The sequence below is a fragment of the Luteitalea pratensis genome (assembly GCF_001618865.1).
GTDB lineage: Bacteria > Acidobacteriota > Vicinamibacteria > Vicinamibacterales > Vicinamibacteraceae > Luteitalea > Luteitalea pratensis.
The window spans coordinates 5,037,543-5,052,242 of record NZ_CP015136.1 but is presented as its reverse complement, the minus strand read 5'-3'; the positions used below and the strand labels follow the sequence as shown (position 1 = coordinate 5,052,242).

The following is a 14,700-nucleotide window of genomic DNA, read 5'->3' as shown; positions in this document are numbered from 1 at the left end:
CTTGGCAAACACCTACTCCGCGTGATTCTACCATTCGCCCAACGCGCCGGGGTCCTGGCTGGACTGGCGCTGCTGGCGTTCACGAGCGTCAATGCCCGTCACGGCATCCCGTCGGTGGCCGCGCAGCAGTTCACCGCCCGTGCCGAACTGGTCGAGGTCTACGCCACGGTCACCGACGGCGAGGGCCGGTTCGTGACCGACGTCGCAAGAGGGGAGTTCACCGTCCTCGAGGACGGGGTGGCGCAGCAGGTCACCACCTTCGCCGACGGCGAACAGCCCGTGTCGATCGCGCTCGCCGTGGACCGCAGCTTCAGCATGGCCACGGGCCAGCTCGAGGCCGCCAAACGTGGTGGGCGGGAACTCCTGCTCGAACTCGGCGACCAGGATCGGGCGATGCTTGTGGCGATTGGGTCCGAGGTGGACGTCCCGGTGCCGCTCACCAACGACCGACGGGCCGTCGATATTGCGCTGCAGGCCCTTGATCCGTGGGGATCCACCGCGTTGCACGACGCGGTGGTCACGGCCTTCGACGCCATCGAGCCGGCCCCGGGGCGCCGGGCGCTCGTGATCGTGTCGGATGGCCTCGAACGGGGCAGCCGGCGCAGCGCCAGCGACGTGCTGGCGCGGGTGCGGGCGAGCGACGTGCTCGCCTACCCGGTGGTCCTGCAGGGCAAGGTGCCCGAGGTGCTCGCGCAACTCGCGGTGACCACCGGCGGCCAGGCGTATCGGGTGAAACGACTGGCGGACCTGCCGGGTGTCCTGCGCCGCATTGCCGTCGAATTGCGGCATCAGTACCTGCTCGGGTACCAGCCGTTGCGCCCGGTCGTGAGCGGCCAATACCGCCGCATCGAGGTCCGGGTCGCGCGGCAGAAGCATCATGTGCGCGCCCGGGCGGGGTATTTGGCTCGTTGAGTCGGCCAGATACCGGCCTCGTGGCGTCTAACCCTCGAGTGCCCTCGTTCCCGCCGCGGAGCAGCCTTCCAGTTGGCTGCGCGGCGGGCCTTCCGGGTCAGCCGGGCCACGCTCGAGTTGCGGGTAGCGCAAGAGTACTGACAGAATGAACGCGTTCTCACGCAATCGTCCGGATATGTCTGAAGCAACTGCCGCCACCTCACAGGAGCCGAACTCACACGGGTCCGTCATCCTGCCTCTTGGCGAACATCCGACGATCAATCTCGAATTTGGCCAGGGCGGGCAGAGATCGGGGGGCGCGGCGGTCGTGTCGCTGCTGTCGCACGTCGCATTCGGCCTGCTGCTCCTGCTTGGCATCCGGGCGGTCCCCGCTGGCCAGACCGACGAGGTCAAGCCGCCCCCGCCCAATTACGAACTCGTATTCCTGGCCGAACCGGGCCCCGGCGGTGGCGGCGGTGGCGGCGGCAACAGGAGCCCCGATCCGCCTCGGCAGGCCGAACTTCCGGGCAAGGACCGCATGACGGTGCCGGTGGCGCCGAAGGTGAACGTCACGCCGCCGAAGGAACCGCCCAAGGACGTCGAGCCGCCACCGGTGCCGCAGATGAACATCCCGGTGCAGAGCCTGGCGTCTGGCGAGGTGGCGGTGGCCGGCGTCATCGACCGGACGGCCGTGCCGAGCGGGACCTCGCAGGGCAGTGGCAGTGGTGGCGGCGCAGGCACGGGCACGGGCACGGGTGTCGGCCCGGGGCAGGGCAGCGGCCTCGGCCCGGGCTCCGGCGGCGGCACAGGCGGTGGCGCCTATCGTCCGGGCTCCGGGGTCTCGTCACCGACACTCGTGTCCCAGGTGAAGCCGCAGTACACGACCGAGGCGATGCGCGCCAAGATCCAGGGCAAGGTGTGGCTCGAGGTCGTGGTGATGCCCGACGGGCGTCCCGGCGACATCAAGGTCGCCCGTTCCCTCGACCGCACGTTCGGCCTCGACGAGGAAGCGATGAAGGCCATGCGCCTGTGGCGCTTCCGGCCAGGCATGCGCCAGGGCGCTGCCGTCCCCACCATCATCGTGGTGGAGATGGAGTTCAGCCTCAGATAGGAAGAGGACGGAGGAAAGAGGACGGAGGACGGAGGACGGAGGAAAGAGGACGGAGGATCGAGGTAGGACGGAGGCCAGAGGTACGAGGGCCGTCGTCGCACTTCGGACCGCGCCCTTCGCACCTCGCACCTGGTCCCTCGCACCTGACCTCCGTCCTCACTCCTCTCTCCTCCGTCCTCGTCACGAAAGAAAAGGGCCCCGCGAGATTGCTCTCACGGGGCCCTTTCTGTGTGTACCCGGCCCGGTGCCCGGTACCCGGCGACGGCCGGCTGGGACAGCCCGGCCCTACCGGTGTTCGGTGTTTAGTACATCCCGCCGCCGCCGCCCGGGGGCATCGGCTCGTTCTTCTTCTCTTCGGGGATGTCGCACACCATCGCTTCGGTGGTGAGCAGCAGGCCCGCGATCGAGGCCGCGTTCACCAGCGCCGTGCGGACCACCTTGACCGGGTCGATGACGCCGGCCGCGATCAGGTCCTCGAACTTCTCGGCGGCGGCGTTGTAGCCGTACTCCACCGTGTCGTTCTCCTTGACGCGCTGCACGATGATCGTGCCTTCCTGGCCCGCGTTGGTCGCGATCCAGCGCATCGGCTCTTCGATGGCGCGCTTGATGATGTTGACGCCGACCTGCTGGTCGTGCGTGTCGAGCTTGAGGCTCTCGAGGGCCTTGCCCGCGCGAATCAGGGCCACGCCGCCGCCGGGCACGATGCCCTCTTCGACAGCCGCCTTGGTCGCGTGCATTGCGTCCTCGACGCGCGCCTTCTTCTCCTTCATCTCGGTCTCGGTGGCCGCACCGACCTTGATGACCGCCACGCCGCCGACGAGCTTGGCGAGGCGCTCCTGCAGCTTCTCGCGGTCGTAGTCCGAGGAGGTGTCCTCGACCTGCGTGCGGATCTGCTTGACGCGGCCCTCGATGGCCCCGGACACGCCGCCGCCCTCGACGATCGTCGTGTTGTCCTTGTCGATCGTGACCTTCTTGGCGCGGCCCAGATCCTCGAGCTTGACGTTCTCGAGCTTGATGCCGAGGTCCTCGGTCAACGCGCGGCCGCCCGTGAGGATTGCGATGTCCTCGAGCATCGCCTTGCGGCGATCACCGAAGCCCGGCGCCTTGACGGCCGCCGCCTGCAGCGTGCCACGCAGCTTGTTGACCACGAGCGTGGCCAGGGCCTCACCCTCGATGTCCTCGGCGATGATCAGCAGCGGACGGCCGCCACGGGCCACCTGCTCGAGCACCGGCAGGAGATCCTTCATCGACGAAATCTTCTTCTCGTGGATCAGGATGACCGGGTTCTCGAGGACCACTTCCATGCGGTCCGGGTCGGTCACGAAGTACGGCGAGAGGTAGCCGCGATCGAACTGCATGCCCTCGACGACCTCGAGCGAGGTCTCCATGGACTTGGCTTCTTCGACGGTGATGACGCCGTCCTTGCCGACCTTCTCCATCGCTTCCGCGATGATCGTGCCGATCGTGCTGTCGCTGTTGGCCGAGATGGTGCCGACCTGGGCGATCGCGTTGCCGCTCACCGGCTTGGCGAACGACTTGAGCTGCTCGATGACGACCTCGACGGCCTTGTCGATGCCGCGCTTGACCTCCATCGGGTTGGCGCCGGCCACGACGTTCTTGGCGCCCTCGCGGTAGATGGCCTGCGCGAGCACGGTCGCGGTGGTGGTGCCGTCGCCGGCGATGTCGCTGGTCTTGCTCGCGACCTCACGCACCATCTGCGCGCCCATGTTCTCGAGCGGATCCTTCAGCTCGATCTCCTTGGCGACGGTGACGCCGTCCTTGGTGATCGTGGGCGAGCCGAACTTCTTGTCGAGGACGACGTTGCGGCCCTTGGGGCCGAGCGTGACCTTCACCGCATCGGCGAGGTGGTTCACACCGCGGAGGATCGCTTGCCGCGATTCCGCACCGTAGACGATCTGCTTTGCCATGGTTTTCTCGCTCCCCTTACGCCATCACCGCGAGGACTTCATCCTCACGCATGATCAGGTACTCGCGGCCCTCGACCTTGATCTCCTGGCCCGAGTACTTGCCGAAGAGAATGGTGTCGCCCGCCTTGACGTCGAGGGGGGTGACCTTGCCGTCGTCCTTCACCTTGCCGTTGCCGACAGCGACGACCTTGCCTTGCTGCGGCTTTTCCTTGGCAGAGTCCGGGATGATGATCCCGTTGACTTGCTGCTCCCCTTCTTCGATACGTTCGACGATGAGCCGATCGTGGAGAGGTCGGAGGTTCATGGTTGGTCCACTCCTGATGAGACGTGACGTCGGGCGCACGCGGCGCCCGCCCCGAAAGAGTTCCGGATGCCCACAGCGACTTGGCAGTCGGTGTGGACGACTGCCAAGTATAGACCGTCCGTGTTGGCAGTCAAGGGGGGAGAGTGCCAAACCACCTCGGCCTTCGGCATTCGGCCCTGGGCCTTCGTCAACAGCCACCCTCTTGCCGTGTGACGACGCCCGCTGGCTGACCTGCCGGATGGCCTGGCGGGGCGCGTTTCCGAAGGCCGAAGGCCGTCCGGAGACACTGCCGATGGCCGGCCGTAGGCGTCGACCTCAGGCCGACGCATCGCCAGTTACCCCTTGAGCCCGTGTTCGGCGATCTTGCGCGTCAGGGTGTTGCGGTGCAGGCCGGTCAGGGCGGCGCAGCGGGTGATGCTGCCGTCGGTCCGCCGCAGCGCCACCTCGAGGAAACGGCGCTCGAATTCGCGCACGGCGTCGCCGTAGTGGATGCCGTTCTCCACCATTTCGGCAACGAGCCGCTCGAGGTCGCGATGCATGGCCACGGGCAGGCTCGATCAGGCGAGATCGGCGCCGGTCAGGCGACGAAAGGCGTCCAGGTACTTGTCGCGCGTACGCGCGACTACATCGTCTGGCAGCGACGGGACCGGCGGCTGCTTGTTCCACGCGATCCGCTCGAGGTACTCGCGGACGAACTGCTTGTCGAAGCTGGGCTGGGGGCCGCCCGGCGCGTACTGGTCCGCTGGCCAGAAGCGAGACGAGTCCGGCGTCAGGACCTCGTCGATGAGAATCACCCGTGCCGTGCCATTCTGGTCGACGAGCCCGAACTCGAACTTCGTGTCGGCCACCAGGATGCCGCGTGCGGCGGCATGCGCCGCGCCTGCCGTGTAGAGCGCCAGCGTGAGCGCCTTCACCTGGCTGAAAACGTCCGGGCCGAGGACGGCCGCGGCCTGCGCTTCGGTGATGTTCTCGTCATGCCCGGACTCTGCCTTCGTGGCTGGCGTGAACAGCGGGGCCGGTAGCTGATCGCACTGCCGCAGGCCTGCCGGCAGGTGGTGTCCGCACAGCGTGCCCGTCGCCTGGTAGTCCTTCCAGCCCGAGCCCTCGAGATAGCCGCGCGCAACGCATTCCACCGGCAGCGGCCGGGTCCGGCGCACCAGCATCGAGCGGCCGGCCAAATCCGCCGCGGCCGAGCGCGTGGCGGCGGGGAAGTCGGCGACATCGGTCGACAGCACGTGGTGGGGCGTCACCTCACCGAGACGCCCGAACCAGAATGCCGACAGCTGCGTGAGGATCCGGCCCTTGTCCGGGATGCCCGATCCCAGTACGTGATCGAACGCGGAAATGCGGTCCGTGGCGACGATCAGCAGCTGGTCGTCCCCGGCCTCGAAGACGTCGCGAACCTTGCCGCGCCTGAGGAGCGGCAGGCCGATGGCCGGAGTGGAGAGGAGTGGGGACGCGGACACTGGATGGTACCTTCCCGAACGGACGGCTCGACAGGATAGCGCGATTCCCTGTGGCCCGACACCCCCGGTCGCGCCAGCGGCTCGTACCCCGGCGCACCGGGGCGTTGCCGATTCGTCCCAGCTCACTGCGCGTTCATAATCACCAAACTCCACCTGGGCGCGTCAAACTCGGGATACCCCGTGTTTACCTTGGAGTGAGGAGCGATGATGTCGAGACGACGTGTGGGCCTCCGCATTGCGGCGGCATGCCTTGCCCTGTGCGCCACGGCCCTGCCGGCCGCTGCGCAGCTGACTCGCGGGATCATCTCCGGGACCGTCACCGATGCGGGCGGCGGTGTGCTGCCGGGCGTGACGGTGACCCTCACCAATCAAGAAACCGGCGTGGCCCGCACAACCACGTCCAACGAGGCGGGCGTCTATCGCGCTCCAGCGCTGGAACCCGGGCCCTACACTGTGCGCGTCGAACTCCAGGGGTTCAAGACCTTCGAGACCAAGGACATCCGCGTCGCCTCCGGTCAGGAGGCGACGCTGAACCCGGCGCTGACGGTCGGCGGCCTGGAGGAGACGGTGCAGGTGGTCGCCGAGGCCACCGGTGTCGCGATCAACCGCACCAATGCGACGGTCGGGGTGGTCATGAACGCGCGACAGGTCGTGGAGCTCCCGATCTCGCCGACGCGTGACGTCACCCGCGTGGCGCTGCTCTCGCCCAACGTCGTGTCCGGTCCCGGCGCCGAGGGCATCTCGGCCAACGGCCAGCGCACCCGCAACAACAACTTCATGATCGACGGGTCGGACAACAACGACGTGAGCGTCACGATCTCGACGACGCCCGTCGTCCCCGAGGCCGTGCAGGAGATCGCCGTCCAGACCAACCCGTACAACGTGGAATACGGCCGCAGCTCCGGCGCGCAGTTCAACGTCATCACGCGTTCGGGCACCAACGCGTTCCGCGGCGACGTCTTCGACTACTACGCCAACAGCAAATACAACGCGCGTACCAACGTGGAGAAGCGGACCGGCTTCGACGATCCGGCCGGCTACACGCGCCACCAGGTCGGCGGCGGCATCGGCGGTCCAATCGCGCGCAACAAGCTGTTCTTCTTCGGGCTGTTCCAGGCCGACATCCGGCGCGAGGACGGCGGTCCGGGCTCGACGGCCAACATTCCCACGCAGTCCGGCTACGCGACGCTGCAGAACGTGCCGCTGCGTTCGGGCCAGACCGCAGCCAGCCGCGCGGCGGTGCTCAACTCGATCGGCTTCCTGCAGCAGGTGTATTCAAGCAACCCGGCGTTTACCAACGTCCGCACCACGCCGGTCAACGGCGTACCCGTCGAGATCGGCCAGGTGAACCTGCCGATCCAGCAGGACCGCGACGCGTACAACACCATCGGTCGCGTGGACTGGGCGATGACGTCCAACGACACGATCACGGGCCGGTTCATCTCCGATCGTCCGACCACGCAGAACGCCGCGAGCAACCTGCAGTTCGGCAGCCTGTTCGCCGCCGAGTCGGCCACCAAGGACACCAACCTCGCGTTGAGCCACACACGCGTGCTCAGCGCGCGGCAGCTCAACGAGTTCCGCTTCTCGTACATCCGCCGCGACCTTTCGTTCCCGGAGGCCGACCCGGTCACGCCCAGCACCACGCTCACGAGCCTGTTCACGATCGGCGGGTTGAGCAACTTCCCGCAGGGGCGCATCCAGAACTCGTTCCAGTTCCAGGACGTGTTCTCCTGGCAGACGGGCCGTCACTCGCTCAAGTTCGGCGGCGACCTGCGCTACCTGCAGCTGGACAACCAGGCGGCCTTCGACTCGAAGGGCACCTACACGTTCAACAACCTGCAGGACTACGTGAACAACTTCGCGATCTCGTTCGTCCAGGCGCAGCAGACCGCCAGCTTCGACGCGCGACAGACGCAGCTGTACTTCTTCGCACAGGACGACTTCAAGCTCACGCCCGACTTCACGCTCAACCTCGGCCTGCGGTACGAGAACAGCTCGGTGCCGCTCGGCTTCTTCGGCGCCGAAGACCAGGAGTCGCTCGGCGCGCTGGTGCCCGGACCGGTGCAGCGCGACAACAACAACTGGGCCCCCCGCGTGGGCTTCGCCTGGACGCCGCGGCCGGACGGCGGGGTTCTCGGCGGCCTGTTCGGCAGTGAGGGGCAGAGCGTCCTTCGTGGCGGCTATGGCGTCGGGTATGACGTCCTCTTCTACAACATCCTCACCGTGAACGCCTCGAACTACCCGCGTGTCGTCGTCCCGCGCGTGGACAACGTGTTTGACACCTACCCGAACCTACTGCCCGTGGGCGGCAGCGCCGTGTTCAACCCGGTAGCGCAGTACGTCAACACCCCGGTGGACGCGCAGTACCCGCGCAGCAACTACTGGTCGCTGTCATTCGCGCGCGAGCTCTCGGGCACGACAAGCATCGAGTTCGGCTACAACGGGAGCCAGAGCCGCAATGGCGTCAACCAGCTGCAGGCCAATCCGGCGGTGCTCACCGAGGCACAGGCGGCGACCGTCCGCCAGACGCTCAGCGGAACCTCGATCCCCACCGCCCAGGCGCGCCGCGTCTTCCCGGAGTTCGGCCCACGGGTGCTCATCGCGACCACCGCCGAGGGCAACTACCACTCGGCGTACGTGAGCTTCACCCGCCGCCTATCGAAAGGCCTGCAGTTCCGCGCCAACTACACGTTCAGCCGAAACGAGTCCAACAACGACGAGTCGCTCGGCGTGGCGACCATCACCGGCGGGTCGCCGCAGATCCCGCAGGACTTCAACAACATCGACGCGGAGTGGAGCCTGTCGGCATTCGACAGGACGCACCGCGTTGTCGCCACCTGGCTGTACGAAACGACGGGCGTAGGCAACGCCTTCTTCCGGCAGCTGACGGGTGGCTGGCAAGTTGCCGGCGCCTACGTCGGCCAGTCCGGCCAGCCCTTCACGATCGTCACGAGCGTGGATACCAACGGCAACGGCGCCGGCGGCGATCGACCCAACTTCGATCCGGCGGGTACGCTGACGCCGGACCCCGATACCGGGAACCTGCGCACGTTCACGACGTCGGGGATGTTCCTCGTGCCGGTCGGGACCAACGGCCTGCCGCTGCTCAACAGCCTCGGCAACGGCAACCTCGGTCGCAACACGCTGCGAGCGCCCGCCTGGTACAACTGGGACCTGAGCTTCGGGCGCCGCTTCTCGCTGCCGTTCGAGAACGACAGCGTGTTCGTCCGGGTCGATCTGTTCAACGCCTTCAACCAGGACAACTACGGCGTGCCGGTGAACAGCATGAATAACACGGCGTTCGGCACCAACACGAACGACTGGGGCAAGCGAACCGTGTTGCTGAGTGCGCGATACTCCTTCTAGGAGGAGCAAAGCAACACAGGAACGCAGGAACTTATCCTCCTGAGTTCCTGAGTTCCTGTTGTCCTGTGTTCCTGTCCTTACGTGCCCGGCTGCGGCGCGCGCGACCGGATGCGGACTTCTCCGCCCTTGACGACGATCTTCACGATCGGGCCGCCGCCGGCGATAGCGGCGCTGACCGATTCGGTCTGGTCGTTCTTCGTGGACGTGAGATCGCCTGGCAGGCGCAGCGCGCCGTCCTCGATGCTCGCTTCGAGTTGCACGCCACCCTGACGCGGCAGCGTGACGTCCACCGTGTCATCGCTCACCGTGATCGTCGTCGCCACTGGTGTGGCGAGTTCAGCCGACACCGTCAGGCGGTCGGCCTCGATTGTGAGTGGGTGGGCCACGTCTCGCAGATCGATGACCCCACCCTCGCCGGTGATCGTCACCGGCCCGCCCGTGCCCCGGATGTCCATCCGCGCGAAATCGGTCTTGATGGCGACGGCGCCCTTCGGATCCACGATGTCGACCGACCCGCGCTCGCTGCGCAGGTTGACCGACGCCGGGCCCTCGGCGCGGATTCGTCCGTTCTTGGTGTCCAGGTCGAGAATCGCGCCGGCGCCGAATTCGGCTCGCGCGTCACGGATGTCGCCGGTGATCGGTCCGGATACGGCTTCGGTCGTGAGTTCGCCGCGATACTCGTCCAGTTCCAGCCCTGCGATGCCGCTCACTTCCGCGGTGCCACGACCGGCCAGGCGGAGCTTGAGCCGCTTCGGCATCTCGACGCGCACCTCGTAGTGGGGACGAGGTCCGCCGCGCATCTCGTAGCGGGGGCCGGGCCCCTCATTGCTGCTCTGCAGGCTCAGGGACGCAGTGGTGCCGTCGCTCTTCATTTCGAGCTGCACGGCCTTCTCCTGCCGTGCGACGTCGGCGTCGTCCATGCCCCCGAGCATCGCTTCGAGCCGTACCGAGACCTCGGCCTGGTCCGTGCCTTCGACGACGACGGTGCCGCGGATCTCGCCGAGGTCGAGCGTGTCGGTGTCCTCGGGCACGGTGAGTGTCGCGGTTCGGGTCACCGTCCGCCGGACCTGCGGGCCGTGGAAGTGCGCCTTGGCCATCTGCACCAGCCGCGACAGCGAGAAACCCGGAGTGTCGGCAGGAGCGGCCGGCGCCGACACCTGGTAGACGCCCACGCCCAGAACCACGAAGACCACCAGCAGTAGCAGTTCGCGCTTTCCCATAGCCTCGGAAACCCAACCTATAGTACAGTCCCGGCCGTACAGCCCACCTGCGAATGACGGGCTACCTCAAGCACCTCAGCATCCTGCTCGTCACCGTGGCGCTCATCGCGCTCTTCCTGCGGCAGGCCGACCTGTCGGCCGTCGGGAGGGAGTTGGCGCATGCGCACCCAGGGGGCGTGCTCATCGCGCTGCTCGCCTCGGCGGCCACGTTCATCAGCCGTACCTTTCGCTGGCAGTACCTGTTGTTGCCGGCTGGTCGCGTCCCGTTCTGGCCCGCCTTTCGTGCCACGATCATCGGGTTTGGCGCCAATGCCATGCTGCCCGGCCGCGTCGGCGAGGTGGTGCGGCCGTACATGCTCGCGCGCAACACCGGTCTGGACCCCACCGCGACGTTTGCGACGATCGTGCTCGAGCGCGCGCTCGACATCATCACGCTGCTGCTCCTGTTTGCGCTCAGCGTGGCATTGCTCGACACGCGGTTCGCTGTCAGTGACGGACAAATGCTCCGGGCAGTTCAGTTTGGCGGGCTTGTCGCGGCTGGCGCGGCCTTGACGGGCCTGGCCGTGGCGTTTGTCTTCGCCGGCCACGCCGAGCGCGTGACCGCACTGACCGAGCGCCTCACCCGGCGCCTGCCGCAGCGATTCGGGCGACTCGCGATCAAGGTCGTGGCGGCCTTCGGCCGCGGCTTTGCGGTGCTGCGGTCGCCCGCCGCGCTCGGGTTGGCCTTTGCCTGGTCGGTGGCGGTGTGGCTCTCCATCGCGCTGACCACGTGGGCGATGGCGCGCGCATTCGAGCTGTCGCTGCCGTTTCCCGGCACGTTTACGGTGATGATGTTCATGGCCGTGGGGGTGTCGGTGCCCACGCCGGGCGCGGTCGGCGCCTTCCACGAGTCGGTGCGCCTGGCCCTGACCTCGCTGTATGCGGCCGACAACGACCGGGCCGTCGCCTACGCCGTGGCCCTGCACGCCTTGTCGTTCATCCCGGTGTCGCTCGCGACGCTGGTGCTGGTGGCGCGGGAGGGCCTGACGCTGCGGCGCATCGAGGACATCACGAGGACGGGGGGGCCCCCCGGCACCGCGTCCCTCGAGGGGAGCGAAACCGGATGAAGTGCCCGTATTGCGGCCACCTGCAGGACAAGGTGGTAGATTCCCGCGAGAGCCGCGAGGGCGAGGTCATCCGCCGGCGTCGTGAGTGCCTGGAGTGCGGCCGTCGATTCACGTCGTACGAACGAGTGGACGAAATCCCGTACATGGTCGTCAAGAAGGACGGCCGGCGGGAACGATTCGATCGGCAGAAGCTGATCGCCGGCCTGCTCAAGGCCTGCGAGAAGCGGCCGGTCCGCGTAAATGCGCTCGAGGCCGTCGCCGACCGCGTGGAGGCGGCGTTGCAGGAGCGCCCGGACAAGGAGATCAGCACCACCGAGATCGGTCAGCACGTCATGTCGGAACTCCGCCAGCTGGACAAGGTCGCCTACGTGCGGTTCGCGTCCGTCTACCGGCACTTTCGCGACATCGGCGAGTTCCTGACCGAGCTCGAGGATCTGATCAAATCGAAGGACTGACGATGCGGCTGCGAGCGATGCTGCTGCTGGCCTGTGTGCTGGGCCTTGCCACTTCCGCGTGGGCCGACGCCTCCGTGCGCGTCGAAACGACCCTCCACGATGGCGAAGTGCGTGTGAGCTTCCAGGTCACCGACGCGGTGTCCGAAGCCGTCCGCGCCGCCATCCAGAGCGGCCTGCCGACGACATTTGCTTACGACGTGACGCTCCAGCAGTCGTCGCGCTGGTGGTTCGACCGGACCATCGCGTACATGCGCGTGTCCGCCGTCGTCCGCTTCGACAACCTCACGCGCCGCTACCAGATCACCTTCATCGAGGACGGCCGCGTCGAGGAAGTGCGGACGACCGACGACGAAGCCAAGGCGTTGCAATGGCTCACCGAGTTCCACGGGCGGCGGCTGTCAGCGCATCGGCTCGTGGAGGACGGCGAGTACCACGTCAACGTCAAGGCGCAGACCCGCCCACGCATGCTCGGCTGGGCGTGGCCGTGGACCCCGGGCTCGGTGCTCGGCAGCGTGAGTTTCCGCTTCCGACCGTGACGTGGCCATCCTCAACCTGACCGAGACGTCCGTCGCGGCCGCGGCGCCGCCGGCGCCTGGGGCGCCCGTTACGCGCGTGCCCGCTCCGCCGCAACCGCCACAGCGGCCCCTTCGCGACAATCCGATCTTCGTGCTGCTGGCCATCGGCCTGCTGGTCGGCGCGCTCGTCGCGCTCGTCACGCTCGCCGATCGTTCGACGGGGCTGTCGCCGGCCCTGCTCAGCGAGGTCGTCCTCTACGCGCTGGTTGCCGTGGACCTCACGATGCTGGGGGCGCTCGGCTTCGTGCTCGCACGCAACGTCATCAAGTTGCTGGTCGAGCGTCGTCGGGCGCTGCCGTTCGCACGGTTCCGCGCCAAGCTCGTGGCGGCGATGCTCGGCCTCGCGCTCGTCCCCGCCGTGCTCGTGTTGATTGTCGGCAGCGAACTGATTCGCAACAGCGCGAGCCGCTGGTTCGCGCCACCGATCGACGACGTGCTCGCCGCCGCCCGCGAGATCGCCAGCGACTACTACCAGGACACCCAGGTGCAGACCAGTCGCCAGTCGGTGCGCCTGGCCCGCCTGCTCTCTACCGCAGGTATCGAGCGCGGCGATGTCGAAACCATCCGGGCGCGCGTCTCTCCCGAAGTCGCCTCGGGACGGTCCACGCTCGTCGAGGTGTATCGCATCCTCCAGGGCACCAATCCGCTCGAAGTGATGCCGTTGTTCGACGTCGCCTCGCCCACTGTGCCGCGCGACGTGCCACGCGCCTCGGCCGATCGGCTCGCCGCGCGTGTGGCGGCCGGCAGTGCCGATACGCGGGTGATCGAGCCCCTCGGTAGCGGCGGCGAACTGATTCGCACGGCGTCACTCGTGCGGCAGCCCGACGCGATGGAGCCGGTCGGCGTGGTCATTGTCAGTGAGCACCTGTCGGGCAGCCTGGCGCAGCACAGTCGCCGTATCGTCGAAGCGTACGAGGGCTACCAGCAACTGCGCGTGCTGCGCCGGCCGATCGAGGGCGTCTACCTGTCGTTCTTCCTGATGATGACGCTGTTCATCCTGGTGAGCGCGACCTGGCTCGGGCTCTATACCGCCAAGCGGATCACGAGGCCGATCGGGCTGCTCGCCGCGGGCGCGCGTGAAATCGGGCAGGGCAACTTCGACTACCGGATCGAACCGGAAACGGCCGACGAGTTCGGGCAGCTCGTGGAGGCGTTCAACGCCATGGCCGGCGAACTGGAGCAGTCGCGCGCCGAGGTGCAGCGCAAGAGCCGCGAGGTCGAAGGTCGCAGCCGGTACATCGAGACCATCCTGAAACGCATCGCGACAGGTGTCATCTCGCTCGACGCGCGCGGCCGGATCAACACCATGAACAGCGCCGCGGCGCGGTTGCTCGGCCTCGACCAGACGTCGCTGGGGCAGTCGTTCGAGGAGGTCTTCTCACGTGCTGATCTCCGGCCGCTGCTGACGATTCCCCAGGCCGCGGCGCGCACCCGCGGCGGTACGGCGGGACACGAGATCGCGCTCGTCCGGGACGGCCGCGACCTGCACCTGGCCGTGGCGGCGACGCCGCTGCGCGACGAGGGCAGTTCCGAGGGGACGGTCCTGGTGTTCGATGACGTCACGCCCCTCATCCGCGCCCAGCGCGTCTCGGCGTGGCGCGACGTGGCCCGGCGCCTCGCACACGAAATCAAGAACCCGCTGACCCCGATCCAGCTGAGTGCCGAACGCATCCGGCGGCATTTCATGGCCGCCACGCCGACCACGCGCGAACTCGTCGACGAATGTTCGACGAACATCATCGGGGCCGTGGAGTCGCTCAAGGGGCTGGTCGACGAGTTCTCGCAGTTCGCGCGGATGCCGGCGCCCAAGGCCGTGCCCTCGGATCTGCACGGCCTGCTCGACGAAGCACTGGCGCTCTACACCGGCCTGCCACGCCTGACCGTGGCGAGGGAGTACGATCCCGCCATGCCGGTCGTCCGCGTCGACCCGGAGCAGTTCAAGCGCGTCGTCATCAACCTCGTGGACAACGCGGTCGAAGCACTGGCGTCCGCACATGGCGGCGTGCCCGCGAGTGCGGCCGGCACGATCAGCGTCCAGACGACGTGGGACGAGGCGCATCGGGTCGCGCGTCTCGCCGTCGCCGACGACGGCCCCGGGCTCGGCGATGCCGATCGCAGCAAGCTGTTCCTGCCGTACTACTCCACGAAGGGTCGCGACAGCGGGCTGGGCCTGGCGATCGTGCGCCGGATCGTCGTCGAGCACGGAGGCACGATCGAGGCCTCCGATCGCGTCCCGCACGGGGCGGCGTTCACGATGGAGCTCCCGGCCTAGCCC

General features: G+C 67.7%; 12 protein-coding genes. 7 read left to right on the top strand and 5 right to left on the bottom strand.

Translation table 11 applies throughout. The annotated features are described in order from the left end of the window. Positions 1 to 21: 21 nt before the first annotated feature. Positions 22 to 912, top strand: coding sequence for a VWA domain-containing protein (locus LuPra_RS21155; RefSeq protein WP_157899499.1), 891 nt, complete (start codon positions 22 to 24; stop codon positions 910 to 912). Positions 913 to 1,087: 175 nt separating this feature from the next. Next, positions 1,088 to 2,002, top strand: a complete 915-nt coding sequence (locus LuPra_RS21150) for an energy transducer TonB (RefSeq protein WP_157899498.1) — start codon at positions 1,088 to 1,090, stop codon at positions 2,000 to 2,002. A gap of 302 nt (positions 2,003 to 2,304) precedes the next feature. Here LuPra_RS21150 and groL read toward each other — a convergent pair whose 3' ends face one another. From groL to LuPra_RS21130, 4 genes are all read right to left on the bottom strand, one after another. Beyond that, positions 2,305 to 3,930: a chaperonin GroEL gene (gene groL / locus LuPra_RS21145; protein WP_110172588.1), complete on the bottom strand. Its 1,626-nt coding sequence runs from the start codon at positions 3,928 to 3,930 to the stop codon at positions 2,305 to 2,307. A 16-nt stretch (positions 3,931 to 3,946) separates the two neighbouring features. Next, a complete protein-coding gene (gene groES / locus LuPra_RS21140) occupies positions 3,947 to 4,234 on the bottom strand; it encodes a co-chaperone GroES (protein WP_110172587.1) in 288 nt (95 codons plus the stop codon). Between the two features lie 335 nt (positions 4,235 to 4,569). After that, entirely contained in the window at positions 4,570 to 4,773 is a 204-nt protein-coding gene (locus tag LuPra_RS21135) for a helix-turn-helix domain-containing protein (RefSeq protein ID WP_234800958.1), read from the bottom strand. Between the two features lie 18 nt (positions 4,774 to 4,791). Next, positions 4,792 to 5,700, bottom strand: coding sequence for a phosphoribosylaminoimidazolesuccinocarboxamide synthase (locus LuPra_RS21130; RefSeq protein ID WP_110172585.1), 909 nt, complete (start codon positions 5,698 to 5,700; stop codon positions 4,792 to 4,794). A 207-nt stretch (positions 5,701 to 5,907) separates the two neighbouring features. On the opposite strand from LuPra_RS21130, the gene LuPra_RS21125 reads away from it, so the two are divergent. After that, a complete protein-coding gene (locus tag LuPra_RS21125) occupies positions 5,908 to 9,069 on the top strand; it encodes a TonB-dependent receptor (RefSeq protein ID WP_162271460.1) in 3,162 nt (1,053 codons plus the stop codon). A 77-nt stretch (positions 9,070 to 9,146) separates the two neighbouring features. Here the strand turns inward: LuPra_RS21125 and LuPra_RS21120 are convergent, their stop codons facing one another. Next, the gene (locus LuPra_RS21120) at positions 9,147 to 10,289 is read right to left on the bottom strand and encodes a DUF4097 family beta strand repeat-containing protein (RefSeq protein ID WP_110172583.1); all 1,143 of its coding nucleotides are present in this window, start codon (positions 10,287 to 10,289) and stop codon (positions 9,147 to 9,149) included. 53 nt (positions 10,290 to 10,342) lie between these two features. Between LuPra_RS21120 and LuPra_RS21115 the strand changes: the two genes are divergently transcribed. The 4 genes from LuPra_RS21115 to LuPra_RS21100 are packed head-to-tail and all read left to right on the top strand — an operon-like array spanning position 10,343 to position 14,697. After that, positions 10,343 to 11,395 (top strand): lysylphosphatidylglycerol synthase transmembrane domain-containing protein, encoded by a 1,053-nt coding sequence (locus tag LuPra_RS21115; RefSeq protein ID WP_110172582.1) that lies wholly within the window; start codon positions 10,343 to 10,345, stop codon positions 11,393 to 11,395. Beyond that, on the top strand, positions 11,392 to 11,850 hold the full coding sequence (nrdR, locus tag LuPra_RS21110) for a transcriptional regulator NrdR (protein ID WP_110172581.1): 459 nt from the start codon (positions 11,392 to 11,394) through the stop codon (positions 11,848 to 11,850). Before LuPra_RS21115 ends, nrdR begins: the two co-directional genes overlap by 4 nt. A gap of 2 nt (positions 11,851 to 11,852) precedes the next feature. Beyond that, positions 11,853 to 12,386, top strand: coding sequence for a DUF4390 domain-containing protein (locus LuPra_RS21105; protein ID WP_110172580.1), 534 nt, complete (start codon positions 11,853 to 11,855; stop codon positions 12,384 to 12,386). Between the two features lies 1 nt (position 12,387). Next, complete coding sequence (locus tag LuPra_RS21100; protein WP_110172579.1) at positions 12,388 to 14,697, top strand: sensor histidine kinase; 2,310 nt, start codon at positions 12,388 to 12,390, stop codon at positions 14,695 to 14,697. Positions 14,698 to 14,700 lie beyond the last annotated feature (3 nt).